Source organism: Nitrobacter sp. Nb-311A (genome assembly GCF_000152905.1).
Lineage (GTDB): Bacteria > Pseudomonadota > Alphaproteobacteria > Rhizobiales > Xanthobacteraceae > Nitrobacter.
This window is the reverse complement of sequence record NZ_CH672417.1, coordinates 410,282-437,110: the sequence shown is the minus strand read 5'-3', so window position 1 is coordinate 437,110 and position 26,829 is coordinate 410,282. Positions and strand designations below refer to the sequence as shown.

At 59.3% G+C, this 26,829-nt stretch carries 24 protein-coding genes and 1 pseudogene; 7 read left to right on the top strand and 18 right to left on the bottom strand.

Annotation, left to right across the window (positions count from 1 at the left end; genetic code table 11):
• From istB to NB311A_RS13305, 10 genes are all read right to left on the bottom strand, one after another.
• On the bottom strand, positions 1-858 hold an 858-nt coding region (gene istB / locus NB311A_RS13350; RefSeq protein WP_009797880.1), incomplete at its 3' end, for an IS21-like element helper ATPase IstB.
• Entirely contained in the window at positions 858-2,357 is a 1,500-nt protein-coding gene (istA, locus tag NB311A_RS13345) for an IS21 family transposase (RefSeq protein ID WP_009796680.1), read from the bottom strand. The genes istB and istA, both read right to left, overlap by 1 nt.
• 246 nt (positions 2,358-2,603) lie before the next feature.
• Complete coding sequence (locus NB311A_RS13340) at positions 2,604-4,196, bottom strand: hypothetical protein (protein ID WP_009799125.1); 1,593 nt, start codon at positions 4,194-4,196, stop codon at positions 2,604-2,606.
• A 237-nt stretch (positions 4,197-4,433) separates the two neighbouring features.
• Positions 4,434-5,591 (bottom strand): UDP-4-amino-4,6-dideoxy-N-acetyl-beta-L-altrosamine transaminase, encoded by a 1,158-nt coding sequence (gene pseC / locus NB311A_RS13335; RefSeq protein WP_009799124.1) that lies wholly within the window; start codon positions 5,589-5,591, stop codon positions 4,434-4,436.
• Positions 5,592-5,884: 293 nt separating this feature from the next.
• Positions 5,885-6,610, bottom strand: a complete 726-nt coding sequence (locus NB311A_RS13330; RefSeq protein ID WP_009799123.1) for a cytidylyltransferase domain-containing protein — start codon at positions 6,608-6,610, stop codon at positions 5,885-5,887.
• A gap of 84 nt (positions 6,611-6,694) precedes the next feature.
• The gene (locus NB311A_RS13325; RefSeq protein WP_040675243.1) at positions 6,695-7,315 is read right to left on the bottom strand and encodes a pseudaminic acid biosynthesis-associated methylase; all 621 of its coding nucleotides are present in this window, start codon (positions 7,313-7,315) and stop codon (positions 6,695-6,697) included.
• A 112-nt stretch (positions 7,316-7,427) separates the two neighbouring features.
• Positions 7,428-8,480 carry a pseudaminic acid synthase gene (gene pseI, locus NB311A_RS13320; RefSeq protein WP_009799121.1) on the bottom strand — a complete coding sequence of 351 codons (1,053 nt, stop codon included), beginning with the start codon at positions 8,478-8,480 and terminating at the stop codon, positions 7,428-7,430.
• 169 nt (positions 8,481-8,649) lie between these two features.
• Positions 8,650-9,429 (bottom strand): NUDIX hydrolase, encoded by a 780-nt coding sequence (locus tag NB311A_RS13315; protein WP_009799120.1) that lies wholly within the window; start codon positions 9,427-9,429, stop codon positions 8,650-8,652.
• Complete coding sequence (locus tag NB311A_RS13310; RefSeq protein WP_009799119.1) at positions 9,423-10,085, bottom strand: HAD family phosphatase; 663 nt, start codon at positions 10,083-10,085, stop codon at positions 9,423-9,425. Before NB311A_RS13310 ends, NB311A_RS13315 begins: the two co-directional genes overlap by 7 nt.
• Positions 10,085-10,903 (bottom strand): class I SAM-dependent methyltransferase, encoded by an 819-nt coding sequence (locus NB311A_RS13305; protein WP_009799118.1) that lies wholly within the window; start codon positions 10,901-10,903, stop codon positions 10,085-10,087. The genes NB311A_RS13310 and NB311A_RS13305 overlap by 1 nt, the downstream gene beginning before the upstream one ends.
• 474 nt (positions 10,904-11,377) lie before the next feature.
• On the opposite strand from NB311A_RS13305, the gene NB311A_RS13300 reads away from it, so the two are divergent.
• The 5 genes and pseudogenes from NB311A_RS13300 to dusA all read left to right on the top strand — a co-directional run bounded on the left by NB311A_RS13300 (position 11,378) and on the right by dusA (position 14,923).
• Complete coding sequence (locus tag NB311A_RS13300; RefSeq protein WP_131522912.1) at positions 11,378-11,731, top strand: hypothetical protein; 354 nt, start codon at positions 11,378-11,380, stop codon at positions 11,729-11,731.
• Positions 11,732-11,758: 27 nt separating this feature from the next.
• A pseudogene (locus NB311A_RS13295) lies at positions 11,759-12,579 on the top strand (IS5 family transposase).
• 153 nt (positions 12,580-12,732) lie between these two features.
• Positions 12,733-12,990, top strand: a complete 258-nt coding sequence (locus NB311A_RS13290; RefSeq protein WP_009799113.1) for a type II toxin-antitoxin system Phd/YefM family antitoxin — start codon at positions 12,733-12,735, stop codon at positions 12,988-12,990.
• Entirely contained in the window at positions 12,987-13,370 is a 384-nt protein-coding gene (locus NB311A_RS13285; RefSeq protein ID WP_009799112.1) for a type II toxin-antitoxin system VapC family toxin, read from the top strand. The genes NB311A_RS13290 and NB311A_RS13285 overlap by 4 nt, the downstream gene beginning before the upstream one ends.
• A 527-nt stretch (positions 13,371-13,897) precedes the next feature.
• Entirely contained in the window at positions 13,898-14,923 is a 1,026-nt protein-coding gene (dusA, locus tag NB311A_RS13280) for a tRNA dihydrouridine(20/20a) synthase DusA (protein WP_009799110.1), read from the top strand.
• Between the two features lie 79 nt (positions 14,924-15,002).
• Here the strand turns inward: dusA and secA are convergent, their stop codons facing one another.
• The 4 genes from secA to exbB are packed head-to-tail and all read right to left on the bottom strand — an operon-like array spanning position 15,003 to position 19,527.
• Positions 15,003-17,423 (bottom strand): preprotein translocase subunit SecA, encoded by a 2,421-nt coding sequence (secA, locus tag NB311A_RS13275; RefSeq protein WP_009799109.1) that lies wholly within the window; start codon positions 17,421-17,423, stop codon positions 15,003-15,005.
• The gene (locus NB311A_RS13270; protein ID WP_009799108.1) at positions 17,420-18,175 is read right to left on the bottom strand and encodes an energy transducer TonB; all 756 of its coding nucleotides are present in this window, start codon (positions 18,173-18,175) and stop codon (positions 17,420-17,422) included. The genes secA and NB311A_RS13270 overlap by 4 nt, the downstream gene beginning before the upstream one ends.
• Entirely contained in the window at positions 18,172-18,585 is a 414-nt protein-coding gene (exbD, locus tag NB311A_RS13265) for a TonB system transport protein ExbD (protein WP_009799107.1), read from the bottom strand. The genes NB311A_RS13270 and exbD overlap by 4 nt, the downstream gene beginning before the upstream one ends.
• A 51-nt stretch (positions 18,586-18,636) precedes the next feature.
• Positions 18,637-19,527: a tonB-system energizer ExbB gene (exbB, locus tag NB311A_RS13260; RefSeq protein ID WP_009799106.1), complete on the bottom strand. Its 891-nt coding sequence runs from the start codon at positions 19,525-19,527 to the stop codon at positions 18,637-18,639.
• A 629-nt stretch (positions 19,528-20,156) separates the two neighbouring features.
• Here exbB and NB311A_RS13255 point away from each other — a divergent pair.
• Positions 20,157-22,559, top strand: coding sequence for a TonB-dependent siderophore receptor (locus NB311A_RS13255; RefSeq protein WP_245256996.1), 2,403 nt, complete (start codon positions 20,157-20,159; stop codon positions 22,557-22,559).
• Between the two features lie 84 nt (positions 22,560-22,643).
• A complete protein-coding gene (locus NB311A_RS13250; protein ID WP_009799104.1) occupies positions 22,644-23,330 on the top strand; it encodes a Fe2+-dependent dioxygenase in 687 nt (228 codons plus the stop codon).
• A 111-nt stretch (positions 23,331-23,441) separates the two neighbouring features.
• Here the strand turns inward: NB311A_RS13250 and NB311A_RS13245 are convergent, their stop codons facing one another.
• From NB311A_RS13245 to NB311A_RS13230, 4 genes are all read right to left on the bottom strand, one after another.
• On the bottom strand, positions 23,442-24,458 hold the full coding sequence (locus NB311A_RS13245; RefSeq protein ID WP_009799103.1) for an FAD:protein FMN transferase: 1,017 nt from the start codon (positions 24,456-24,458) through the stop codon (positions 23,442-23,444).
• Between the two features lie 8 nt (positions 24,459-24,466).
• Positions 24,467-25,276 (bottom strand): DUF4198 domain-containing protein, encoded by an 810-nt coding sequence (locus NB311A_RS13240; protein WP_009799102.1) that lies wholly within the window; start codon positions 25,274-25,276, stop codon positions 24,467-24,469.
• Positions 25,277-25,439: 163 nt separating this feature from the next.
• Positions 25,440-25,952, bottom strand: a complete 513-nt coding sequence (locus NB311A_RS13235) for a DUF2271 domain-containing protein (RefSeq protein WP_009799100.1) — start codon at positions 25,950-25,952, stop codon at positions 25,440-25,442.
• A 10-nt stretch (positions 25,953-25,962) separates the two neighbouring features.
• Entirely contained in the window at positions 25,963-26,607 is a 645-nt protein-coding gene (locus tag NB311A_RS13230) for a PepSY-associated TM helix domain-containing protein (RefSeq protein ID WP_040675239.1), read from the bottom strand.
• Positions 26,608-26,829 lie beyond the last annotated feature (222 nt).

The window sequence follows — 26,829 nt, the reverse complement described above, 5'->3', positions numbered from 1 at the left end:
GGCTCGCAAATTTGACCCCGTATCGGCGTTCAATTTTGACCCCTTCGCGCGGCGTGGTTTGAGGGTAGCGCTCGACTCGTCGGAGCTGGCCGGGATTGCGGAGACGAGACGAGCGCGGGTGGCGTGATCGTCGTCGCGGCTTTTGAAGCGCCAGCTGTCGTTACCGGTTTCGACGATGTCGCAGTGGTGGGTCAACCGGTCGAGCAGCGCGGTGGTCATCTTGGCGTCGCCGAACACGCTGGGCCATTCGCCGAAGGCGAGATTGGTGGTGACGATGACGGAAGCACGCTCGTAGAGCCGGCTGACGAGATGGAACAGCAACTGGCCGCCGGATTGGGCAAAGGGCAGATATCCGAGTTCGTCGAGCACGATGAAGTCCATCCGGGTCAGATGTTCGGCAAGCCGGCCCTGACGTCCGTTACGGGTCTCGATCTCGAGGCGATTGACGAGGTCGACCACGTTGTAGAAGCGACCGCGGGCGCCGGATCGGATGCAGCTTCTGGCGATTGCGATGGCCAGGTGGGTTTTGCCTGTGCCGGTGCCGCCGACGAGCACGACGTTGCGCTGCTGGGCGATGAAGCCGCCGCCGGCGAGATCATTGACGAGCGTCTGATTGATCGGCGTGCCTTCGAACTGGAAGTCATCGAGATCCTTGGCCAATGGCAGCTTGGCGATGGTGAGCTGGTACTTGATCGACCGCGCCTGCTTCTCGTTGATCTCGGCGCTGAGCAGGTCGCCGACGATGTGCTGAGGTTCGTGCTGGCGCTTGACGGCCGTCGCCATGATCTCGTCGAAGGCAGCCCTCATTCCGTAGAGTTTGAGCTCACCCATGAGGTCGAAGATTTGGGTTCGTTCCATCAGATGGTCCTCCGGAGGTTGTCGTAACGGGCGCAATCGGCGATCGGCGCATGGCGGAGCGTCAGTGCCGCCGGCGTCATAATGTTGGCCGGTGCAGCGGGTTCGCGTTGGCGAGCCAGGATGTTGAGAACGACGTCAGCGGAATGAACGCCATGAGCGATCGCCTCGGCGCAGGCGGCTTCGACCGCCGACAAACCGTCCGTCAGCACCGCATTGAGGATGTCGACCATCTGTCGATTGCCGTCGTCGGTGCTGGCGAGCCTGCGCCGGATCCGTTCGATCGCGGCCGGCAACACCCAGTCCTTGAAGGGTGCGCCGTTACGTAAGGCCCCGGGTTTGCGCGCGAGCACCGGCACGTAGTGCCAGGGATTGTAGGTCGTCTCGCCGCGTCCGAACGATCGCGGATGCTCCGCAACGATGCGCCCGTCCTGACGGATCACGATGCGATCGGCATAGGCTTGAACTTCGACCGGGCGCCCGACGGCGCTGGCAGCGACCGAGTATTTGTTGTTGTCGAAGCGCACCAGGCAGGTCTTCGAGACCGATGCCGGCACCGCGTGGAATCCGTCGAACCGGCCAGCATAGGGAACGAGCTTGGGCCGCTCGGCTTCGAACACCTCCCAGACCGTCTGTTCGGCCAGTTCTGGATGTCGGTGCGCCTTGGCGTAGGCGATGCACTTATCCAGAAGCCACGCGTTCAACTCGTCCAGGGTTTTGAACCGCAGCCGTGGCGTGAAGAACCGTTCCCGGACCAGCCCGACCTGGTTCTCGACCTGACCCTTCTCCCAGCCCGACGCCGGCGTGCAGGCGACCGGATCGATCAGATAGTGGCTGCACATCTGCAGGAAGCGGCGATTGTAGCGGCGATCCTTGCCGACGAAGATCGTCTCTACCGCCGTCTTCATGTTGTCGTAGATGCCGCGGCTGCAGGTACCCTTGAACAGTGCGAACGCCCGGTCGTGGGCGTCGAATACCATCTCCTGCGTCTCCCGCGGATAGGCCCGCACGAACAGCATGCGGCTGTGGCACAGCCGGACATGAGCGACCTTCACGATCGCCGTCACGCCGTTGAGGAGAACGATCTCATGGCTCCAGTCGAACTGGTAGGCTTCGCCCGCCGCAAAGCTCAACGGAACATAGGCCGCCGCGGTCGATTGCCCGCGCTCCTTGCTCCAACGCCTGGCGTAACGCCGTACGGCATCGTAGCCGCCGTCATAGCCGCGTCCGCGCAACTCTTCGAAGATCCGGATCAGCGTCAGCTGTTCGCGAGCCGATTTGGCCGCGTTCGCCGCCAGCAGTTCATCAAGCTCCGCCGCCCAACGCCCGAGTTTGGGGCGCGGCTGGATCGAACGCTCATACTCGAACAAGGTCTTGCCCGACCTCAGCACCTTCCGGACCGTGTTCCGCGACACCTTCAGGTCACGGGCGATCTCCTTGATCGTCTTGCCCTTGATGAAGTGTTCGCGCCGTATCCGCGCAATCGTCTCCACGATCAGCATCCCCGACCACCTGCTTCATGACAAAGCAGGCAGCGCAACAGCCAACCTGTAGGGGGTCAATTTTGGACGCCGATCCCCCGGCTTACGGGGTCAATTTTGCATGCCGAATGACACTTGAGCTTGGAGAAGCAGCATTGAGGCATTCCGCGCGCAGGCGGCCGGACGCGGCGACATCATCAATCTGGAAAAGGAAAGGATCAAACGCGCAATCTGCAAAACCAATCTCGGTCGCAAATCGTTTCGAACTCATCGCGGGAATGCTTCTTTCGAAACCAGCATTGGCAGGTCATTTCGGAGAAACGACTTTAGATTTATGAAGAGGGGATCTTCTTCCAGTCTAAAATTCGACAATGCCAGTGTCGCACTGCGAAAATATTCTTCAGGAAGCCAGCGCTTATCGGGAACCAAGATCGATTTACTACGGAACCCCTGGAGTAGGCAGTAGGAATAAGCCAGAGCGCGCCGACGTTGCTCCGCCGGCATCGACCAAGCCTCTCGCGATACATTCATCAGAATGCTCTTGAGAGTTTCCATGCTGGATGTCTCCTCGACAATACCAAGGCCAGAAAACTTATCTTCTCCTGTCGCGATCATTCTGTGTCCAGCCGCGGCCATCTCGTAGAGAACCGTTCCACGAACCGTGAGGCCGGCATCGCAATGCTTCATGACCTCACCAGCGCTGAGGCTACCATCTGCAAATCCGATATTTCTGATGTCGGCGCAGTATTTACGCAGCGTATCCCACGAACGCTTCCAATCATAGCTGTCGTTCAGGGGATGCGGCTTAACAATCAAGTTGAGATGTGTCAGTTGCCGCGCAAGATCAACGACGTCGACAACAGCTTGCCAGTAATCGTCCGAGAGTTGCTTCGGCCGCGTCAGCGGGGCGTCCTGAAACACATGTGAGAATACGCAGACCGTAGGATTCTCGGGATCGACACCGCAGCTCTCAAGGAAGGCCTCGCGAGAAGCTGGTAGCTGATCAACAACATCACGGTTCAACAGCGGTTCGATCGTCCGCGCCAGCGTGCCTTCAACAGCGCCGTCGAACAGGTCAAGCCTGGGATCATCCAGTAGAGCTTGATCGAAAGCGTACGTTTTCAGCATCTCCTTGCAGTCGCTGGGTAGACCGGACGATAGGTCCGCTAGATCCCGATATCGCGTAACCGCAATTGGGATATACTGTTCTACCAGGAACGTTGGTGCGCCGTGCAGGGCCGCAAAGTCAGCCAGCTGTCCCGATACCGAATAGCAAATGTGCCCCAATACGCTCGCTCGAATCGGGGACTTTCCAAACATCATGGGAAGGGCTTCGTAGTCGGCCAACACAAGCTTTGCAACTGCGATGAGTTCGTCGCTCAGATTGTCAATGGTGCCGAAGCCAAATCGTCGCAGAAACTCATTGTAAATCAGAGGACCGCATCGTGGGGATTTCGGTTCTGACAATGACCGAATTGCTTGCCTGAGCGAGGATCCCGACTTGCCGTGCAGCCGCTTGCGAAGTTCAGTCTCTGCATTGGCTGACCAAACCGGATCAGACAGGCGGCGATTGCGAAATTCGGAAATATTGTAAAATCGACTGACGCCGAACGAGCGAGCGAGTGTTTGGCTCGCTTCAACGTTTGTGTTTCGAACATCTCCAAAGCTATCGGCAAAAATCCCGACGATTTCACCTCCCCATATGTGCTGTATGCATTTCGCAACGACGCAATTTGCGAACAGGTGGGAGTGCACATTGTCGTTGTGATAAAGGTCAAGTATTAAGATGCCGTCGGATTTTGGCGGGGTAAAGGATGTCCAGAATCGCCGATTTTCTTCTAGAAATTCGCTAATATCCATGGCGCCACGAAGATCCCTTCGATCTGCTTTTCAAATTTTTGATCGCGCGAACCGGCTCAAAAAAGATCACGGTCTATTTGATGTCGGAGACGATCTGGCGGGCGGGAGAATGAGGCCGTTGCTGATTTAGGCCGTCTGAGGACGAATCCGCCAGCAAGCAAACAGGCGCATGCTTTCGCTAAACTTCCAGCTCTCCGTTTTTGCGGTCGAAATCTTAAAGCGCAACAATTTAGATCCTCAAGTTTTGAGCGCGTGGGATAACCGGTCCATAACGTAATCCTGCTGTTCGGCGCTCAGGTTTGGGTGAATAGGCAACGTCAGTGCGAAGTCGTAATATTTTTCGGAAACCGGAAAGTCGCCACGGGAGAAACCCAAGGCCCGGTACCATGGTTGTAGATGGACCGGAATGTAATGGACGTTGACGCCGATACCTGAAGAGCGCATCGCCGCAAAAACCTCGGCGCGAGTACGTCGTGCCGTTTCATCCAGCTCAATGACGTATAAATGCAACGCCGAGAGGGTGCCCTCCGGCACGAACTGGCGAATCACGGGAAGACCAGAAAGCCCTTGGTGATAACGCGCCGCGATCACCTGCCGCCGGGCAACGAATTTGGCGAGGCGATCAAATTGCCTCACGCCGAGCGCCGCCTGAATGTCGGTCATACGGTAGTTGAAGCCAAGCATCACCTGCTCGTGGTACCAAGGGCCTTCGGGAACGGCGGTCATATCAGCGGGATCGCGCGAAATGCCATGGTTGCGTAGCAGGCGCATGCGATGGGCGATCTCGGCAGACCGCGTGGTCGCCGCACCGCCTTCTCCCGTCGTCACAATCTTGACGGGATGGAAGGAAAAAACGGTAACGTCAGCAAGCTCGCTCGAACCGACGGGCCTTTTCTGGTAGTATCCGCCAACGGCATGGCTCGCGTCTTCAAGAATGCGGAAACCGTATCGGTCCGCCAGCCGGCGGATAGACGCAAGATCTGCGGAAGTGCCGGCGAAGTCCACTGGAACGACAATCTTCGGCAAGGTGCCGTCGCGCTCGGCCGCTTCGAGCTTGGTGGCCAGTGCCTCGACATCCATGTTTCGGGTCTTAGCATCGATATCGACGAAATCGACGATCGCTCCGCAGTAGAGACCGCAGTTGGCGGAGGCTACAAAGGTGTTCGGCACCGTCCAGAGGCGGTCTGATGGGCCGAGCCCGAGCGCAAGACAGGCGACATGCAGCGCCGCAGTTGCTGAGGAAAAGGCCACCGCTTCAGGCGCGTCGACTGCCCGCGCCAACGTCTCCTCAAACCTAGGGACCATCGGCCCTTGGGTGAGGAAGTCTGACCGAAGGACTTCGACAACCGCCTCGACATCGGCGCTGGAGATGTCCTGACGACCATAGGGGATCATGTCTTGGTCCGTTCATAAAATTCCCGGATTTGTTCCACAGAGTACAGGACGGGATTTGTACCGGAGTTGCAATCAAAACCCCGCGCTACAGGAGCACTCGTCTTCACCGAGACGGTTCTCCAAATAACCATAGCTGCGATCGTGGGACCTGATCGACGGCCGAGTTACATAATCATCACTGAATTCAAGCGTCAAATGGCTATTATCCGCGAGGCACAGTAACTCGTCGGCAAATGTCCGGGGGGCTTATACGCTCTGCTCAATGCCCTAAGATCTAATCGTCCTGGGTCCCCTTAGATTGTTTTCTGTTGAACGTGGGAGTTGATTTTCATAAGCTCAGGATGTGCTTTCAGCAAAGCCTTTAAGCTCGGGTAATCCATCTCTGCCGCATGATAATCTTCAATCAATAGTTTAACGAGTTTGAAGTCGTCGTCGGTGTCGACGGTGATGCGCCAGTCGCTTAGATTTTCGTCATCTATGCAGTACTCGTGGCGAATATCCGGCATCGATGTCCGAATATAACCTGTCACATGCTCGTGCTCGGACGATAGCCTGGCGTTCTCTGCGGCAAAGTCTAATGAACATCGGGAAAAGATTTCGAAATCCAGGCCACGAGGGTAGGTCCGTTTTTCGGCGTTCGAGAGATAAACGGACCCACTCTTCAAGCTCAGATAGATATCGAGACCGGCGCGAATCACGTCCGGGCAGATAAGTGGGCAATCCGATGTCACACGGATGACATGGCGAGCCTCGTGCGCGCGCGCCGCTCTTTGATAACGTTCCAGGACGTCATTCTCGCTGCCGCGAAATACCGGAACGTCAAGCGCAGTGCAGAATTCGGCGACGGGATTGTCGGACAGATTCGTTGTTGTCGCGACGATCACGGGAACGCCAACCTTGGCGAGGCGATCGAGATGCGTTTCAAGAAGGGGGCGTTCCCCGGCACACATTAAGATCTTGCCCGGAAGACGAGTGCTCGTCATGCGCGCCTGAGTGATGATTACGACTTCATTCGACATCGGAAAAACCGAGAGCGGCGTTCATCACATAGCCAACGTCTTCGTTCGTTGGGACAGGTGCGGAACATCGGTCTTCCTGATTCATCAGGCCGGCTTTTCCATCAAGAACCACGTTAGGTCGTCAGCAGGGAATGCTGGGTCTCGATGATAGATAAACCCGTAATCGACAAGTTTTAAATCGGGGTACCTGTCCATCATCTCGCCAGCAAAATCCCGCTTCCACAAACACCCGCTGTGACCGCGATAGCTGATCTCGACCACGGAGGGATTGTAGTACTCCGCCGCGAGGACATAACGATTGCTGGCTTCGTAGAGCCTTTCATAAGCCATCGGCAGCATGTCAGGATTAAGGTGAATCAAGACACCGACGGTAAACGCCAGATCGACGCTTGACCACTCGACTGGTTCGAACAGCGTCGTATTGGACGCCGTTATTCCGGGGATCGTCGCCAGCCTTTCAAAGGCTTTGCTGTTTATTTCGATGGCTTGAAACGTCGCGTGTGGAAGCAGGTTCTGGAGCGCCAGAATATTAAGGCCGATGTTGGCGCCAAGCTCTCGAACTGACCGGATTTTTCTGCATCGCTGGACAATGCGGGCAAACATCGCGATCTTGGCGGCCAGCACTTCCCGACTTTGATTCCGGCCAATGTAGTTGTCGCCGAACTCTCCGGCCCAGAATTCCTCTTGTGCTGTAATCCGGGTCATACGTGCTGTTTCCTCTTGGGTTCTCGCCTGATCCCTAACCATAACGCGGAATGATCATTGATGCCGTTCTAGAAGATCATGAGGCCGGTTAGCGGCCGCGACGGCGGGTTCGTCACACGATCGCTGACCATTTTAGCGCTTCGCCATAGGCGATGTCGCGCGCGGCGGTGCGGCCGATGATGTCAGGTAGATGCTTCGGCCGCAGGCCAAAGCCGGGCCGGATGACGCGGATATTTTCGCGCGTCAGAAGTTCGCCCGCCTTGATCGGTTTGACCGCGTAGATCGAACGGCGAAACCGCGTGTTGGCCTTCTCGCTCTGGACGAGGCCGTAGTCGACAAATCCGAGCGCGGACCATGCGGACTTGCAGTCGTCGACCAGCCGCTTGAACTCGTGCGGTTCGAGTGAAAACGCTGCATCCGGGCCTCCGTCGGCGCGCGAGATCGTAAAATGCTTTTCGATTATGGAGCCGCCCAGCACGATCGAGGCGACGCAGGCGGCGGTACCCGGCGCATGGTCGGAAAGACCGGACACGGCGTTGAAGGCCTGGCCGAGATGCGCCACCGTGCGCACATTCGCTTCCTCGATCGGAGCCGGGTAGGCGCTGGTGCAGTGCAGCAGCGCGATGCCGCCGGCGCCGTTGCTGCGCGCTGTTTCGACCGCCTCCTGAATCTCGCCGAGATTGGCCATCCCGGTCGAGATGATCATCGGTTTGCCCCGTTTGGCGACATATTTGATCAGCGGCAGGTCAATCACCTCGAACGATGCGATCTTGTAGGCGGGCGCATCGAGACCTGCGAGCAGATCGACGGCGGTTTCGTCAAAGGGACTGGAGAAGATCGTGATTCCGAGCTCACGCGCCTTCGCGAACATTTGCGGATGCCATTCATATGGTGTGCAAGCCTGCTGGTAAAGCTGGTGGAGCCTGTAGCCGTCCCACAGCCCGCCCTTGATCAAAAATTCCTCGCCATCGTGAGGAATGGTCATCGTGTCGGCCGTATAAGTCTGGATCTTGATCGCGTCAGCGCCGGAGGCGGCGGCGGCTTCGATCAACTCCAGCGCCTTCGAAAGCTTGCCGTTATGGTTCGCCGACAGTTCGGCGATGATGTAAGGAGGATAGTCCGGGCCGATCTTGCGCTCCCCGATGGTGAGTTCCGCGCTCTGCATCACAATTTACGCTCCTGTTGCGCACTGGAAGGCTCGGTTCGCGGCAACGCTGCCGCTTATAGCGTTTTCGAGCGAAGTGGAATCCGGGTTCGCGTGAAGAAAACGCGTCAAAACATAATGATGGAGCCTTTTCGTTCTTATGGCTTTTGCGATTTTCATATAAGTTATTTCAATCGCCCATGGTCTGAATTTGCATGGTTTCAAAGGCGGTGTTCAGGAAGTCGGAGCACAAGCCGGGTTGCATAAGAGTATCCAAAAGGGCGGCGGAGACAGCGCCCAACGAGTCAGCCCGGTTGCGCCGAAACACTTGCATCTCGGCGGGTGCAACGATCTCAAGTTCAGAATATTCAGGATTCTCAAGCGCCGCGAAGCGGTGCTGGATTTGATCCGCCGAGGAGGTGGTCGACAGCATGATTACGACGTCGGTGACGTGGCTCTGCGGATCCTCGACGAGCGCAACGGCTCTGGAATGCGCCGACAGTTCGGACGCTCTGACGCCTGTTTCCTCCTCGAGTTCGATCAGAATACATCGTTCGAGACTCACCTGTCCGGTCGGCCCGACTGCCGCGTCGTCAACGCCGCCTGACGGCGCCAGCTCCCAGCATCCGGCTTCCATCTCAGAGCGACCGCTGCGCCGGCCGAATAGAACGCCGTCCGGACAAAATAGGACGCCGGTGACGGCGAGCGGCTTGATCTTCAGCGCGGCGTGAAGGCTCGGCTCGCGCCGTTGTGCGAGGAAGTAGCGGTACTCCGAAATCCAGCCGACGATCGTTTTGGCATCACAATGATCGATGCTGAACAATCGCCCGTTGTAGAGCTCGCGGGGGCGCAGCTCTTTTTCTCGCTGCCAGATTTCGTCCACGCGCGCCTCAATGTCTGGGCCGATGGCTGGTGCTGTCGCTCCCAGAAGGACTCTCGGCTCCGATTGAAGCAGATGAACATTCAGCATGCCTGTATTCTTCCAAGGAGGTCGGTGAGACGTTCGATGAACACGACCTGAGCGGGCCACCCGGCGCGATTGTTCGGAGACGCCAATGCCCACGTTTTGAGCCCCGCGGCAACTGCCGACATCGCGCCGATGCGGGAATCCTCGACGGCATGCGACAGGGCGGGCGAGCAGTTCAGCCGCGTCAGTGCCCTGATGTAGGGTTCTGCAGCGGGCTTGCCTGCGCTCACCTCATCGCCGCCGACGACATCGTCGATCTTGTCGGCGAGCCCTCCGAATGCGAGCCATCTTTGCGCGAACAATTTTGGCGACGACGTAACGACGGCGATCTTCAATCCGCACGCGCGGACGTGCGCCAGTAATTCATGTGCGCCGGCAGCGGGAAGCACGCTTTGCTGCGCCTGCGACACCATGGCCGCGTATTTTTGCAGGAGATCGGCCGGCGTTCCGGGCAGTTTGTGAGCCAATTTCAGCCGGTCGATGATCTCGCCAAGCGGCGGTCCGTTGAGCTGCTGAAACTCGACGTCATCGCCGCTCGCGCCGAAGGAGGCGAGAAAGGATTGATAGACGTTTTTCAGCGCTGTCAGGCTGTCGGCGAGCGTGCCGTCAAGATCCAGAAATAGACCGCTGTGGAGCGGACTGGCGTCAGCTTCCGGCATCAAGGTTTCCGACAGACAAACATCCGGCCTTGCCCAAAGGCGCCGAAGGCGCTCGATGTCTCCGCCGATACCGCAATGTTGAGCCGGGTTGCCGCGTGAACCAGCGGATGGTCGTAATCCACGGTGCCCCCATTGATGGCCGGGGCCAGCACATAGAGCATCAGGTCGTGAAGCGAAATGAAATCCTCGATCTCGACCTCAAGGCCGAGCGTTTCGAGGTGCGGCAGGATGCGTGTTTCGTCGAAGAACAGGTTGAATGCGGCGGGCGTGCGCGCGGGCAGGTCCAGCAGGGCGCGGCAATGATTTTGCCGATCATAGGTCGCCATCGAATTCTCGATCATGATCAGATGCCCGCCCTTCCGCACTTTTGCGGCAAGGCCGGTGATGGCGCGCATCTGCAGGTCGACCGGTGCGATGTTGATCAGGCAGCGATCGGTAAAAACGACATCGTATTGCGCCAGCAATCCCGGCGTCTTCGAAAGTTCGAGCGCGTTGCCAATTCGGAAGCTGGATCTGTCCCGGAAGCCGTTGGCAGTGGCTGCTTCACGCGCGGCGTCGATCATTTCCGCGGTATAGTCGATGCCGTGGAATTGCATGCGCGGAAATTGCGCCGCAAGCCCAAAGCAATTCAAGCCATTGCCGCAACCGACTTCGAGAACGTGTGCCGGCATATCGCCAAGCCCGATCATACACATCCGGCGCGCCAATGCGTCGATCTCGAGCGTCTTCGCGGTTTCGGTTCTGGTGGTGGCGCCGAGTGCGGTGCCGAATTTCGATGCCCAGTTCCGCCAATGAGCCCTGACCTGTTCGGAATCCATAATTCCCTTCCATCTTCCTTTTCAGCTCGCCTGACATTGCGGACGGTTTAATAGCGCGACTGCACGCCCGCATTCAATGGAAGGCATGTTAGCCTTCGGCAGGTTCGTGACGAGCGCGTGTACAATGCACGATCTCTCCAGATCGCATCAAAGCTGCTTCAGCGCGAGCATGATCTTGAAGATGTGCTCTTGGTCAGTTTCAGACAGCGTCGGGGACATCGGTAGAATTTGAATTTTCGATAGCCGTGCGCAAGAACATTCCCTGTTATGTGAAAGGAAGTTTCCTGACACATGGCTGAGATCCAATGTCGGTCGTCGATTGCGCTGGACAGATTTTGAAATAATGCCAAGTCGGCGCGCGACTTAAAGTTGAAGATGCGGTCGTGCGGAAAACCTATCCCGATTACGGCTTGATGAGGCTTCGCCTTCCCTGCCGGAGCCTGGCGGCGCTCAAGCGGCGAGCGGCGATCCTTGGTGTCGTCAAGTGTCGCCACGTCTGGACGCAAACCGAAGTCAGGAGGCTTTCCCCGGCTTTTTGAGGCCAATACATCTAACGCGGATTTGGCGCTCGCCTTTCCGCATCTCCGTCTGGCGCAGATCACGGCAAAAATCCGCCATCTGGGACTGCCGCGCCGCAGGCCGCAGTTGGTAGATTTCGCAGAGGCGGCGATTGGCAAAGTCCGTCAACGTGCTGTCGAGAAGGGTTTGTCGCTACGGAATTTTGACAGGCTGGCGCGGACGAAACGCTATTTTCAACAAAGCACCCGTCGACTGAATCTTGAATATGTGGCGCGCGCTGCCGTGGTCCTAGAGCCTGTTAGGAACTGATTAACCCTATGTTCTGAGGTATGCGGGATGACGAAGTCCCGCAAACCCTATCCTTCCGATGTTTCCGACGACGAATGGGCGCTTGTTGCGCCGTATCTGACGCTTCTGCCCGAGGAGAGCGGGCAACGCGTTCACGCTCTGCGCGAGGTTTTCAACGGTCTGCGCTATGTCTGCGCTATATCGTGAAGACCGGCCCGCCCTGGCGCTGGATGCCCAACGATCTGCCGCCATGGGAGATCGTCTATCAGCAGGCGCGGCGGTGGCTGAGCGCCGGCTGTTTCGAGGCGCTGGCCGAAGACCTGCGCGTCATCCTGCGCCTCGCGGCGGGACGCCCCGCGCACCCAACCGCCGCCATCATCGACAGCCGCACTTTGCGCTCGACGCCTGAAAGCGGCGCTCGCGCGGCCTACGACGGAGCCAAACGAAAGAAAGGCTCGAAGCTGCATCTGGCTGTCGACACGCTCGGGCATCTTCTCACCCTCCATGTCACCCCCGCCAATGCCGACGACCGCGCCGAGGTCGGCAGGATCGCCAAGGCCATTCAGGCCGAGACCGGCGAAAGCGTCGAGATCGCCTTCGTCGATCAGGGCTACACCGGCGAAAGGCCCGCAGCGGCGGCCGCCGAACACGGCATCGCCCTCGAAGTCATCAAACTGCCGCAGGCCAAGCGAGGCTTCGTGCTGCTGCCCAGACGGTGGGCCGTCGAACGGTCCTTCGCATGGGCAACCCGCTTCCGACGGCTGGTCAAGGACTACGAGCAATGCGCCCAGACCCTCGCAGATTTCCACCTCGTCGCCTTCGTATGCCTCATGCTCAAAAACGTCGCTAAACTCACAGTCGGTTCCTAACAGACTCTAGGCGGCGAAATCCGTATCGAGTGGGACGATGTTTAGGAAAGGGCGTCGCCGTTGCGCATCGTTACCAGTATTGATTTGGACCATATGATGGTCTATATTCCTCAGAGAATTGAACCTCCAAATGGTCCAGAGAGGAGCGGGGTCATGCGGGTGCCCGTAACTGAAGCCAAGGGGCAATTGACGGAACTGGTTCGGCGCGCCGAGGCTGGGGACGAGGTTATCCTGACCCGGCACGGCCATGCGGCTGTGCGGCTGGTGCCGGTCAAGCCCGCGCCTGACCGGAAATCCCGCCGGGCGCTGTTGGAGGCGGTGCGGGCATCTGCCGCCGCGAAGGTGACGGCAGGGCCGAGTGCCGCGCGCAGCCAGGATTTTCTCTATACTGATGACGGTCTGCCCGGATGATCGCCGTCGATACGTCCGCACTGATGGCGATTGTCTTGAACGAGACTGAGGCGGATGCTTGCGCCGGGGCGCTTGAGGGTGAGGATCGTCTTTTGATCTCCGCCGGCACGGTGGCCGAGACATTGATCGTCGCCGCGCGCCGCAACGTCAGCGAGGAGATGGCCCAATTAATCGATGGGCTTGGCCTTGAGATCGTCAGCGTGACGCCCGCATCGGCGCGGCGCATCGCTGAGGTTTACGAGAAATGGGGAAAGGGCGTTCATCCCGCCTCGCTGAATTTTGGCGACTGCTTCTCCTACGAAGTGGCGAAGGAGCATGAGTGCCGACTGCTCTTTGTAGGCGAAGATTTCGCGCGAACGGATGTCGGAGGCGTATTTTGAAGATCGACGGGCGTGAGGACTCGCGGATGGTGGATGAATGCTGAGGGGGAATTGCACTCGAAAATCGATCAGATCTGGAACGCATTCTGGGCCTGCGGGATCGCGAACCCGATCATGCGGGCTGGAGGAGGCGCACACGCGTGAGGAGAACAAGGCGACCGCCTGCGCCGGTCGATGGATCGCCGCGTGTTCCCCGAAGGCAAGAACGGCATGAGCCGAAGGGCGGCACGCGCCTCTGTCCCGATCTTTTCGGCCCTAGCCAAGACAAGGAATATTTCCGAGTTTTTGACTATTGCCAGAACCTGGAATTTTTCGGAGTCGCCTTCGCGTCCTTGGCGGGAGTTCTTTCACGAGCACGCGCGCACCTTCCAGCGTGTGGGCGATTTGGTCCCTGGCCTCAGTGTTTGGTACTTTGGTCCAAAATCTAATAGACGCAAACGAGACAAGAGGCTCATAAGCAATTAAAATCACAAGAGAAAAATTTTTATGCTTCGCAAGGCTGTAAAATCTAAGTAGCTGAAATAATTATGAAATTTTCCGTTGCGCCGATGATGGAATGGACTGATCGGCACTGCCGCGTTTTCCATCGCCTGCTCGCGCGCAAGGCGCGGCTTTACACCGAAATGCTCACGACCGGTGCGGTGATTCATGGCGAGCGCGATCGTTTGCTTGGATTCAGCGATGTCGAACATCCGGTCGCGCTCCAGCTCGGCGGATCCAACCCGGTCGATCTCGCTACCTCGGCAAAGATCGGCGAGGATTTCGGTTACGACGAAATCAATCTGAATGTCGGCTGTCCGTCCGACAGGGTGAAGGACGGCCGGTTTGGAGCCTGTTTGATGGCCGAGCCGGACGTCGTCGCCGAGACTGTCAACGCCATGAAGCGCGCGGTGTCTGTTCCAGTCACCGTGAAGTGCCGGATCGGTATCGATGACCAGGACACGGAGACCGAGCTTGATATCTTCGCGCGCAAGGTCAGGGCCGCCGGCGTCGATACGCTGATCGTTCACGCACGTAAAGCCTGGCTCCAGGGGTTATCTCCGAAGGAGAACCGTGATATCCCGCCGCTGGACTATGACCGTGTTTACCGGTTGAAGGCATCGCTTCCCGGTCTGCCCATCGTCATCAATGGCGGCATCGGAGGGATTTCGGAAGCGAAACAGCATCTGGCGCATGTCGATGGCGTCATGCTAGGCCGCGCCGCCTATCAGGAGCCGTGGCGTCTGCTGGAAGTCGATTCCCAACTCTTCGGTGAGGCAGCACCACCCAAGACGATGAAGCAGGCGCTGGAGGCCATGATGCCCTATATCGAGGATCAACTCGCGGACGGCGCGCGGTTGCATTCCATCAGTCGGCATCTTATCGGCGCGTTTCATGGCGTTCCGGGCGCGCGGGCGTTTCGACGATATCTTGCCGGGAACGCTGTGAAGGCCGGTGCGGGCATCGATGTTCTACAGGAGGCGATTGCGCTGGTGGACGAGTCTCCGGCGTCCTCGGTGAAAGCGGATACCGGGTTTGAAGGCGGACCGCGTGCTGCTGATAGTCCCGGGTAGGCCGGTCGATTTCAGAAGGCCGCGCTCGACGCAGCCTTGCGCTGTGGATGTCTCTGACGTCTGATTGGTGAGGTGTCGCTTATGCCGGAAGAATACCGACACGCATGGAATAGGCCGTTACGTCGCGACGGAAATCGACGATCATCCGTTCAAATAGTGCGAATGCTTCAAGCTGAAATTCCGCCACGACCTTATGCGGCGGAAGTCCGCGGTCGCCGATCCTGCGCTTGAGATGATCGAGGCGTTCCGATTGCTCGGACCAGAGGTGATCGATCAGCGCCATCATCAGCCGGCGAAGGATATCAATGAACGTCGTCTCACCCATGCTGGCGATCTTGCCGGCGATCCAGCGATCGGCCACGGCGATGATGCGCTGTGTGAGAGCCCTTGCGTCTGTTTTGGGGTCGCGCGATGGAGGTCTGATATCGATGGCAAGAGTCAGGACAGACCGGATCGCTTGATCGAGACCGGCAATGTCCCATGGGGCGGTCGGCACGGCGAAACGATTTATCAGATCGTCGATCGTCTCATGACGCAGGCGCTTTGCCAAGGTGAGCGTATCGTTACCGTCGCGGATACTGTGGCGCAAATCGTAAAACTTGTCGCGCTGACGTTGAATGATTGTGTCGAATCGCAGGAGACTGAGGCGGCGATTGAAGCTGCGGATCCCATGCCGCTTCTGCGCCGCTTCGATCAGGCGGTTCGCAACCGAAGGTGCGATCGTGGCCGCTTGTTCTGTTAGCAGTGTTGGGGGCGAGCTGATGGCGGCAGTCTTCAGGAATTCGTCTTCAAGTGAGGCGTGGAAGACCGATCGCCCCGGATCGCCTTGACGGCCGGCACGGCCGCGCAACTGTTCATCCATCCGTCCATGGTCGTGATGGGTGGTGCCGATCACCAGCAGTCCGCCTGCGGAAATCACCTTGGCGCGTGTTGCGGCGTCAGCGTGTTCGCCGCCGAGCCGTATATCCGTGCCCCGGCCGGCCATGGCGGTGGCAATCGTCACGGCGCCGGGAGCGCCGGCGTCGGCGATGATCTGGGCTTCGCGAGCGTGGTGCTTGGCATTGAGGACGGCGAAGGTGCGGCTTGTGCCTGGATTCTGAGTGAGAGGGTTTCGTTGCCGCCAGCTGTTGGCTTCAAGCATCGCGGCCAATGCTTCCGATCGTTCGATCGACGGCGCGCCGATCAGTACGGGCTGGCCGCGCGCGGCGGCGTCTTCCAATTCCCTCAGGATCGCCTGAAACTTGCCGGCGGCGGTGGAGTGGAGCACGGCTTCGTCGACACGGATCATCGGACGGTGTGTCGGGATTGAGATCACGTCGAGACCGTAGATCTCTTTATACTCTTCGGAATCCGCTTTTGCCGTGCCGGTCATGCCGGCTAGCTTGTCATAACGTCGGAAGTAGGTCTGGAACGTGATCGCGGCGAGCGTGCGCGTTTCCTCTCCGATGACGCAACCTTCCTTGGCCTCCAGCGCCTGATGCAGCCCTTCATCATAGCGCCGCCCCGGCATCGGCCGTCCCGTCAGCTGGTCGACAATGGTCACGCCGCCGTTCTCAACGACGTAGTCGCGGTCGCGCGCGAGCACCACATGAGCCCGCAGCGACTGCACGACGTGGTGGAGCAGCGAGATCGATGCAATGTCATGCAGCGTCGTCGAAGTCCTGAGCAATCCTGTTTGCTGCAGCTGCAACTCGACTTCACTGTATCCCGCCTCGGTCAGCGCAACGCGCCCACGATGATCCATCTCGTAGTGCAAGGGCTGCAACGTGGCGACTACGGCATCGATCGCCTGATAAAAGCTGGAGAGATCGCCGAGCGGCCCGAACAGCGCCAGCGGCATGCTGGCCTCATCGATCAGGGTGGCGTCGGCCTCGTCGACCAATGCGAAGACATGGCCGCGCTGCACGGTTTCCGCGGCAGAGAATTTCATGTCATCGCGCAGACAGTCGAAGCCGAATTCGCTGGCGATGCCGTAGGTAATATCGCAACGATACGCTTCGCGCCGGTCGTCGTCGTCCATCTCCTGCGTGATGACGCCGGTGCTGAGTCCGAGCAGGTCGTAGACCGGCCGCATCCAGGCGGCATCGCGCTCGGCCAGATAGTCATTCGGCGTGGCGACGTGGACGCCCCGGCCCGTCAAGGCATTGAGCGCGCAGACGAGCGCGGCAGTTAGCGTCTTCCCCTCTCCGGTTTTCATTTCGGCTATATAGCCGTCATGAAGGGCGAGAGCGCCGATGATCTGCACTGGAACGGGATGCTCGTTCAACGCGCGCCGCGCAGCTTCGCGAGCCAGCGCGAAAGCTTCGTTCTTGATCTCATCGAGCGATGTGCCGCCCTGGACCCGTTGCCGTAGTTCGGTGGCGCGATCAAGCAATCCGCGGGTAGACAGCCGCCGATGGTCCGCGTCCAGAGCAAGAACCTGGTCGGCGGTCGTTTCGTATTGTGTCAGTTTCCGGCGAGTGCCGAAACTCAGCGCGTGCCTTGCCAGGCGCGGGATCATCGAAATTCAAAGAGAATCGGCATCGTAAAAGCAAACTGAGTGCCGCCGACGTCGTTCGGAGGCTGGGGCAATGGCTGTGCGCGTTGCAGGAGTTCGAGCGTTTCGCGATCGAGTGCCGCAGAACCACTGCCTTTCGCGATCTTGCTGGAGATGATGTGACCGTCGCGGCTAACGACGAAGAAAACGCGCGCTGTCCCGGTTTCGTGACGGGCCTGTGCATCCCGCGGATACCGCTTGTTGCGCTGAAGGTGAAGGGCCAGCTTCCGTTTCCAGTTTACGAGCGGCGCCTTGCGCGCAGCGGCGGCGGTCGGCGCCGTCGTGACGGACGAGGCAACCACCGGCGGCGTCGCGTTCGGAATCTTCTCCTTTTCGTCTTTCTTCTCTTCCTCCTGCTTCTTCTGCTCAGGAGGAGTTTCTAGCGCGACATCAGGATCGGCCACCTGCGGAAGCGGCGGCTCGGGCTCCGGTTCCTTCTCGGTCTTGACTTCGGCCTTCTCCTGAGGCGGAGGGGCTTCGTCGGTCTGCATTTGCTCTTCGCCCGGCGCGACGTCCTTGGCTTCGGCATCGCGGAACGATTCGGTGGTAAAATCCACCTCGATTACCGTGACGGTATCGAAGGTATCACCTTCGGCCGGAGTCATGAGCAAAGCGGCGGCGACTGCGCCATGCAGCGACAGCATTGCAACGAAGCAGGTGCCCCAGCGCAGCAGTTCTTTCCGCGTGGCGTGACGGTAAGGTCGCGACATGCTCATTGCGCGGCTTCCCCGGATTGCGCTCCGCCCGCGGACTCAAGCCCGACCAGGGCGATCTTCAAATATCCCGCAGACCGCAAATCGTTCATCAGCGTCATCACCTCGCCATACGGGATGGTCTTGTCGGCCCGAACGAACAGGCGCTTGCTGTGATCCGACGATGTCAGCGAGGCGAGCGAGGCGGCGAGCGACATGCGTGAGATCGGTGTCTCCCCGACCGCCAGCGTGCGGTCGGCCTTGAGCGTAATGAAGATCGGTTTTTCTGGGCGCGGCTGGCGCACCGCCGTTGATGCGGGCAGGTCGACAGGGATGTCGACGGTCGCCAACGGCGCGGCAATCATAAAAATAATCAGCAGCACGAGAATGACGTCGATGAACGGCGTCACGTTAATGTCGCTGACCTGCGCCATCTCATCCTCGGATGATGCCGGCTGAAGCGAAACGCCCACAGGTGTTACTCCTTACTCAGCGGCCATCCGGCGAGGGTTCATCTCCGCCCGATTGAGATCCCTGCTCACCATGCGCATCAGCTCCGCCGAGCCGTCTCCGAGTAAGCCGCGATATCCCGTAATGGAGCGCGAAAACACGTTGTAAATCATCACCGCCGGAATCGCCGCCACAAGCCCCATGGCCGTTGCCAGCAAAGCCTCGGCGATGCCGGGTGCGACGACCGCGAGGTTTGTGGTCTGCGTTTTCGAAATGCCGATGAAGGCATTCATGATGCCCCAGACGGTGCCGAAAAGTCCGACAAACGGCGCGGTCGATCCGATAGTGGCCAGAATGCTGGTGCCGCGGGTCATGCGTCGTGCTGCGGCCGCCTCGATGCGGCTGAACAGCGAAGCGACCCGTTCCTTGACGCCATCATGGTTCATGGCGTCTTGCGAACGATGAATTTCATCGCGCGCGGCATTGGTGAGGATGGCGATATCGCTGTTGGACCGCTGCAATATCTTGCTCGCTTCATCAAGTGAGCGAACGTCTTCCACGCTATGGAGATCGCGTAAAAGCCGGCTCCGCGCGCCCAGCAACTCGATCGTTTTGGCAAGCCATACCGACCAGGTCACGACGGACGCGAGCGCCAGACCAATCATCACCGCTTTCACGATGGCGTCGGCCGCCATGAACATGCCGATAGGCGTCAGTTCATGCGGCAGGATCGGCTCGGGGACTTCGGCTAGCTCGGTCGCGGGCGGCGTTTGATGTTCGGCTGACGGCGTCGCCGGCGCGGCCGTCTGCTCGGCGGGCGGCGTCTTGGCGTCAGGTACGGCTACTGCTTGTGATGGAGGTTGCTGCGATGCGGGTGGCTGGGGTTCAGATTGCGTGGTCTGCGGTGCCGCAGGCGCTGATTGCACGCCGGTCGAAGGACTCTGCCCGGAAGAAACAGCGTCGTGAGAGCCGGGCTGCGATAATGACTGGGCGTAAGCGGGGTGCGGTCCCAGCGCCAGCATCAAGAGGGATGCAAGCGCGATTGCTGGAGCCGTTGCGATTCGCGTTCGGCTATTGCCTGCTATCGTAAATAAAGGATTCAGAGACAGCTTCATGGTGAGTAGAACTCTACAATCATGCACCGGTCTGGGCTGTCCGAGCGGGCCAAGAACAAATGCGCAAGTACCTAGCGAATAGTCTAGCGCGAGTGGTCTAGCGTCTGTGCCTTCTGAATCAAACAGACAAACCGATGAAGATTTTAGAATCCCTTTAAACCGTACAGCGAGAACACGTCGGTTGCTCGCACCGGTTGGTTCGTCGGGACGCGCGTAGATGAAAGTTTGTAGTGTTAGAATTTCTATAGACCGACTCAAACTGAGGTTCAGACATATTGCCGAAGGACGATGTCTAGAGCTAATGACCGGTTACGTCGCGGATATTGATTTTTATTTCCGAGATGTCGGTAATTGAGGAAGTGGGGGCAATGAACATTTCATCGGCAGAACATACGGGCGACACAAGAGGTATTGACAGATCAGCAGGAGATTTATCGGTAGTGGGATGGGGCAGGGCCGTGATCGGCGTTGCCGCGGTCATGCTGATTCCCGATTCCGCTGATGCGCAGCCGGTTTCCGGCGGAGAGGATCTTCCGCAGGTTCGTGTCACGGCGCCAAAGCGGCAGGCCAAGAAAAGAACCACGCATCGTACGCCTGTCCATACGGCACCTGCGCCGGCTGTCACTGCTGCGCCGAGCAACGTTCGGGTTAATCCCATCGTCGGCGATGCGCATGGCGTCACTGGCTATCAGGCGCCTGCGCAAGCAGGAATGGCCCGCCTTGGAGTGCCGCTCGCCAATACGCCTCAGACCGTCAACGTGGTGACGCAGCAGGTGATCCAGGACCAGCGGCTCCTCACCATGGAGGATGCGCTACGGACGGTGCCGGGCATCACCTTCGGCGCCGGCGAAGGCGGCAATCAGGGAGACACTCCGATCATACGTGGTTTCGCTGCCCGCGGTGACATGTTCCGCGACGGTCTTCGCGATCCGGGCTGGTACACGCGCGACATGTTCAGCAGCGATCGCGTCGAGGTGTACAAAGGGCCGTCTGGATTTGCCTTCGGTCGTGGTTCGACCGGCGGTGCGATCAACACCGTTTCGAAGCTGCCGCAAGCGACCACCTTCGTGAATGGCACCGTCAGCGGCGTCAGCAGCGGCGGTTATCGCGCCGATGTCGATGCCAATGGGACGCGGGGGAATTTGTCCGGCCGCCTTGCTGCGATGTACCAGGACATCCCTGTCCAGGACCGAAATCACATCTTCGCAAGGCGCTGGGGCGTTGCTCCATCGGTCAAGGCGGAGTTTACCCCGGATACGCGCGGGATCTTCAGCTACGTCTATCAAGGCGAGGATGGGGTGCCGGATTATGGACATCGCTACTTGCCGGCGCCGGTCTACAGTTCAGCGACCGGCGCGATGACCAACCCCGGCTATTTCGGCAATGGCGCGGCGACGCCGCCGATGCCGGTCCCTCGCCAAGTCTTCTACGGCGTGACGGGCGGCCCGCTGGCCGACCGCCAGCTCACCAACACTCATATCGCGACAGCTCGGTTCGAACATGATTTCAGCGACACCCTGAAAATTTCGAACGCGACGCGATACGTCAGCGTCAACCGCATGGCGCGGCCGACAGCCCCGCGCGGCGAGGCGCAGGCCGACAACGTCAGCCCGATCACTCCGGGCTATCCGGTCGAACTGATGACGATCGGACGGCAACACTTCGAGACGTTGACGGACAACACGCTGCTCATCAATCAAACGGATCTGACCGGCAAGTTCTGGACCGGTGGCCTGGAGCACACCTTCACGCTGGGTGCTGTGGCCTCGCAACAAACCCGCGATCAGATGCGCGCCAACTACTGCGTGCCAGGCAATCTGGCGTGCCGGACCAACGCCTTCGCGCCGGTCGATACGGCCTATGGCGGACCGAATAACGGTTTCCTTTTGCCGAACCGCACCGTCTCGACGGACTACGGAGTCTACGGCTTCGATCAGGTCAAGTTCAACGAGTACTTCGAATTGCTCGGATCGATCCGCTACGACGATTTCCGAACCACCTACACCAATCTCGCGGTGGTGCCGCCCGCAAGCCAGCAGCTCAATCGGGTCGACCAGATGGTCGCCTGGCGCGTCGGCGGCGTCTTTCATCCGACGCATAATTCAAGCGTCTACGCCGCCTACGGGGTGTCGAACAACCCGGCGGCGGAGTTTGACGTGCTGAGCGCCGCCGGCAACAACGCGGCGAACTCCACGCTGGCTCCCGAGCGCAACACGACGGCTGAAGTCGGCGCCAAGGCCGATGTTCTAAACGGCCGGCTGACACTGAGCGGCGCGGTGTTCCGCATCGAGAAAACCAACCTGCGTATTCCGATCGATCCAGCCTCGAATACAGCGCTTGTGCTCGGTGGTCTGGCGCGCGTGGATGGTGTGGAAGTGGGCGCCGCAGGCAAGCTCACCGACAAGTGGGGTCTGTTCGCGGGCTATAGTTATCTCCACTCCCAGATCGTCAATACGACCGATCTTGCGCAGTTGGGCAATCAGCTCCCCCAGACGCCCCCGCATAACTTTACCCTGTGGACCACTTACGAACTGACGCCGCTGTGGACTGTCGGCGGCGGCGCCACCTATGCGGCGCGCACCTTCTCCAACATACAGAATACGAACTACGTGCCCAACTACTGGAAGCTCGATCTGATGACGAGCTACAGGGTCACGAAGGATTCGATGCTGCAGCTCAACATCTACAACCTGACGGATGAGCTTTATTACGCGCAGTACTATGCCGGTCATGCTGTGCCGGCCGCCGGACGGACCGCGATGCTGACCTATCGCTATAGCTTCGTGCCGCCGCCGCCGGTTCCGGATTATCCGGTGAAAGCTGAGCGCTACGTGAGCAAATAGTTCGCGTTACGGTTGGTCGAGGATTGACGATATCGGAGCCGGCGCCGCAGGGCGCCGGCTCTTTTCTCAAGGAGGAGTGTCCCGGTGCTGGTGCGAGTTCCAAATGTCCTGACGCCGGAGCAGGTGCAACGTTGCCGCGAGGTGATGGCGCGTGCCGAATGGGTGGACGGACGAATTACGGCCGGGCATCAATCGGCGCAGGTCAAGCGCAATCTGCAATTGCCGGAGCGGACGCCTGAAGCCCGCGAGCTCGGTGACATCGTGCTGGCGGCTCTCAACCGCAATCCGCTGTTTGTCTCGGCGGTGCTGCCAAAGACGATCTTTCCGCCGCTGTTCAACCGCTATGATGCCGAGGGCGAGATGAATTTCGGCTCACACGTCGACAACGCCATCCGTATCGTTCCCGGCACTGGAATGCGTGTGCGGACTGACGTATCGTCGACGCTGTTCCTCTCGTCTCCCGAGGAATACGACGGAGGCGAGTTGGTCATCGAGGACACCTACGGTACGCATTCCGTGAAGCTGCCGGCCGGCGACATGATCGTGTATCCCGGCACCAGCGTTCATCATGTCACAAAGGTGACCCGGGGCTCGCGTGTCGCCTCGTTCTTCTGGACCGAAAGCATGATTAGCGATGTGTCGCGACGCGCCATGATGTTCGATCTGGATATGTCGATCATTCGTCTCAACGCTGACCACCCCGAGCACCCGACCGTGGTGTCGTTGACCTCGCTTTATCACAACCTGTTGCGACAATGGGCGCAGACCTGAGATCTGTCGCGTTTGACACGAGCGTAGCGCGATGGTCCGCTCAACTTCGCGGTCATGAAGATGACCAATTTTGCATTGCAGGTTCGTCAAGATAAAGTGACGACCTGACTTTCACGCCAGCATGGCATCGAGAGCCGGTGTCGTCCGTTCAGTGACGGTATCGCCGTGCCTGAACAGGAGAAGTGCGGCAAGCTGGTGCTTGACGGCGAAATCGACTCCGGCGTCCGGTCCCAGCACCATCAGCGCAGTAGCGTAGCCATCCGCTTCCATGCATGAGCGATGCAGGACGGTCGCCGTCATCATGCCGTTGGCGATCGGCCATCCCGTTCGCGGATCCAGGGTGTGAGAGAAGTGATTTGCGCCGCGCGTGAAACCGCGTTCACATCCCGAGGTCGCGATCGCAAGCTGGTGCAATGCGACAAGGATCGGCTCGGTGGGGACATCGGTCGTTGATCGTGCCGGTCGATCGATCTCGACCCACCACGGGCTGCCGTCCGGCTTGACGCCATGACCTCGCAATTCGCCGCCGATCTCCACCAAAGCGTTGTGAATTCCAAGCTCACGCAACCTTTCCGCCACCAGATCGACCGCAAATCCCTTGGCGATGCCACAGAGATCGAGTGATCCGCGATTGGATCGCCGCAGGCGGCGAGCGCCGGTATCGAGGCCGAGCTGCTGCCATCCGCATTCCCGGCGGCGTCGGGCAACTTCATCCTGTGGTGGCGGCGATGTGCGAGAGCCGCCCGGCCCAAAACCCCAGAGATCGACCAGCGCGCCCATGGTGGGATCATAGGCGCCGCCGGATTCCGCCGCGATGCGAAGCGCGCTCACCATGACCCGGCCGAATTCCGGCGGCAGATCCTGCCATTGGTTCAGCGCCAAGCGGTTAAACCGGCTGATGTCGGACTGGCCTTCCCATGGACTCATCTGCGCGATCACGCGTCCGAGGGCCAGGGGAATCATCCGGCGTAACGTTTGCACGCTGGCGGACGAGCCGACAAACTTGACCGACCATGTGGTGCCCATGGTCGTGCCGGACAGCTCCCGGATGTGCTCGCCCTCAGGTACGGCGTGCGGCATCTCCTGAATCGTCGGGATGGCCACACGCCGCGTGATCGACGCCGTCATTGGCGTGGTTACTGCGGCAGCACTTCGACCGTGGTGGTGTAAATGCTGCGGCGCCGTGCGTCCTTGATCTTGCTCTTGTCGTCGCGCACTGATGCGCTCATCCAGTAGAAACCGGGGTTTGGGAATGTGACGCTGAAGGTGCCGGTCTCGTCGGTCGTTGCCTTGCTTTCATTCAGCGTATCGCGATAGCGGATTCCGCCGGGAACGATTTCGACGGAAACATTGCTGGCGGGCTTTCCGTCGAGCACCAGGCGGAACGTCGCCTTCTCTCCAGTCACGAGATTATTCGGGTGCGTCACCGGAATCATCTCAAGTCCGACCCCGGTCGGTTTCAGCGTGTCGGACGAAGGCTTGCCCGATGTGACGAAGGATTCGATCCGGCTGCGACTTTCCGTGACCTTCACGTCGGTTGCCTTGGCGGGGATGGCCGATGCCAGTTCCTCCGGCTTTCCGCGCCATCGCTTGTTCTCACCGTCCAGTTTATAGCTGGCGAACACGCCCTGGTTGGTCACGATCAACTTGTAGGTGCCGGGCTGCGCGAGCTTGAAATCGAAGGTGCTGCGGAAGCGGCCTTTAGCAAGGTTCTCCGGCGCGACGGCTTTGCCGTCGGGCCCCGCGATCGACAGGTTGTCGAGCGGCAACGCGTTATGCTCGAAATAGAACAGGTCGTTGGAGATGGCGCCATCGACCGTGACCCAGAGGTCAGAGCCGGACAGTACTGTGGCTGACGGCAATAGCCAGGCGCGGTGGGCTTGCGCGGGCGGAGCAAGCAGCGAGACCGCCGCAGCGATCAATGCGAGCTTGAGGTGATTGGTCATGGCGAGATCCTTTCCATGAAAGCGGTAAAAACTACAAATGCGCCGGTGTCTTCGTGGGCGCGGATCAGAGCGTTTTCGTATGACGGTGAACTCCGCTTCTCGTGAAGGAAGCGCGTCAGATCGAGTTGGAGGCTCCGTTTCTTCATCAGACGTGAATGAAGCTCTATGGGGTCAATTTCAACGTGACCGTACCAAGCTCACGCTCACCCTTGGCTTCGCTGGTTGCCGGAGCTTTCGGCGGCCATTCAAATGGAATTTTCAGCAGCTCACGGCCACCGACTTCGCGAGCGGCCTCGATGACGAGCCGGTATTTGCCGGGCGTCAGGCCTTCGAGCGGTTTGCCGGCGCTATCAAACTTGACCTGATGGGTACCGGGCGCACGGGTGGGACTGGACAGTCCATCGGCGGGCATCGTCAGTTCGCGGCCGGTGCGGCGCCACCACTGCCGCAGGTCCTTGAGCCACTTCGTACCCTCGTTTTTCTTGTGGTGGACGTCGTACCACACGGCGAGATTGGTGATTTTGCCGCCGTCGGCCTGTTCGACCCACATGGCGACGTATGGCTTGTGGTATTCGACGACGTCGAGCTGAGGAATATCTATGCTGATCGTCGCCTCGGAGGCCAGCGACGAACTTGCGGCAAGAGTCGAGAGTGCGGCGGAAATCAGGAGGCGCATTGTTTACCTTCTAGCTATGAATAAGAAAAACAACGAGCAGGGTCGGAATAATCAGTCCCGTGGCCACAACGGGCCAGGTGGCCGGGCGCCGTTTGGCATGCAACTGCAGAAGCAACAGGCCGGTCAGGCAGAAGATGACCGCGGCACCCGCGAACACGTCGATGAACCAGCTCCACGCCTTGCCGGTGTGGCGGCCCTTGTGCAAATCATTGAGATAGGCGATCCAACCGCGTTTGGTGACCTCATACGATACCGCACCATCGTCGCGCTGGATGCTAAGCCATGCATCGCCGCCAGGCTGAGGCAGGGCGACATAGACCTCATCGGGCGACCATTCCGTGTCATGTCCGGCGGTGTTGACGCCGACCTCGCGCTGCAACCAATCGCGGATGCTCGGCGGCAGAGCCGCCTTGGTGCTGCTTGGGTCGGACTTCAGGTCGGCGATCAGAGCTTGCGGCAATTGCGCTTGACGCATCAAGACCGCGGGCTTGGATTCGATTTGACCGGCATTGTTCAACGTAATTCCGGTAAGGGCGAACAGCAGCATACCGATCAAACAGAGGCCCGAGCTGATCCAATGCCACTGGTAAAGCTGATTGATAAGGAAGGCGCGACGCTTTTTTCTCTGCCAGAGTTCGTCGCCGCCGACGGTCAATCTATCCGGATTATCCATTTATCTCGTTGCCGGGCCAGAATGTCTGCAAATCCAAAAGCTGCAAAATTGTTTAGCGAAGCCGATCTCGCTTTGCTACAGGACGAAATTAGGTTTGTTCTAAACTGACCAGCCAGCGTCGAGGTGACGATGGACACAAGCTTTCCGAACATCCGCTGACGGAGTTTTACTCCCGTTGGCGATCGGAGGGGGCTGGATAGGGTC

Bases quoted from the DNA above. Each gene is read 5' to 3' on its own strand.
- istA (WP_009796680.1), bottom strand. From the start codon at position 2,357: ATGCTGATCGTGGAGACGATTGCGCGGATACGGCGCGAACACTTCATC.
- NB311A_RS13340 (WP_009799125.1), bottom strand. From the start codon at position 4,196: ATGGATATTAGCGAATTTCTAGAAGAAAATCGGCGATTCTGGACATCC.
- pseC (WP_009799124.1), bottom strand. From the start codon at position 5,591: ATGATCCCCTATGGTCGTCAGGACATCTCCAGCGCCGATGTCGAGGCG.
- NB311A_RS13330 (WP_009799123.1), bottom strand. From the start codon at position 6,610: ATGTCGAATGAAGTCGTAATCATCACTCAGGCGCGCATGACGAGCACT.
- NB311A_RS13325 (WP_040675243.1), bottom strand. From the start codon at position 7,315: ATGACCCGGATTACAGCACAAGAGGAATTCTGGGCCGGAGAGTTCGGC.
- pseI (WP_009799121.1), bottom strand. From the start codon at position 8,480: ATGCAGAGCGCGGAACTCACCATCGGGGAGCGCAAGATCGGCCCGGAC.
- NB311A_RS13315 (WP_009799120.1), bottom strand. From the start codon at position 9,429: ATGCTGAATGTTCATCTGCTTCAATCGGAGCCGAGAGTCCTTCTGGGA.
- NB311A_RS13310 (WP_009799119.1), bottom strand. From the start codon at position 10,085: ATGCCGGAAGCTGACGCCAGTCCGCTCCACAGCGGTCTATTTCTGGAT.
- NB311A_RS13305 (WP_009799118.1), bottom strand. From the start codon at position 10,903: ATGGATTCCGAACAGGTCAGGGCTCATTGGCGGAACTGGGCATCGAAA.
- NB311A_RS13290 (WP_009799113.1), top strand. From the start codon at position 12,733: ATGCGGGTGCCCGTAACTGAAGCCAAGGGGCAATTGACGGAACTGGTT.
- NB311A_RS13285 (WP_009799112.1), top strand. From the start codon at position 12,987: ATGATCGCCGTCGATACGTCCGCACTGATGGCGATTGTCTTGAACGAG.
- dusA (WP_009799110.1), top strand. From the start codon at position 13,898: ATGAAATTTTCCGTTGCGCCGATGATGGAATGGACTGATCGGCACTGC.
- secA (WP_009799109.1), bottom strand. From the start codon at position 17,423: ATGATCCCGCGCCTGGCAAGGCACGCGCTGAGTTTCGGCACTCGCCGG.
- NB311A_RS13270 (WP_009799108.1), bottom strand. From the start codon at position 18,175: ATGAGCATGTCGCGACCTTACCGTCACGCCACGCGGAAAGAACTGCTG.
- exbD (WP_009799107.1), bottom strand. From the start codon at position 18,585: ATGGCGCAGGTCAGCGACATTAACGTGACGCCGTTCATCGACGTCATT.
- NB311A_RS13245 (WP_009799103.1), bottom strand. From the start codon at position 24,458: ATGACGGCGTCGATCACGCGGCGTGTGGCCATCCCGACGATTCAGGAG.
- NB311A_RS13240 (WP_009799102.1), bottom strand. From the start codon at position 25,276: ATGACCAATCACCTCAAGCTCGCATTGATCGCTGCGGCGGTCTCGCTG.
- NB311A_RS13235 (WP_009799100.1), bottom strand. From the start codon at position 25,952: ATGCGCCTCCTGATTTCCGCCGCACTCTCGACTCTTGCCGCAAGTTCG.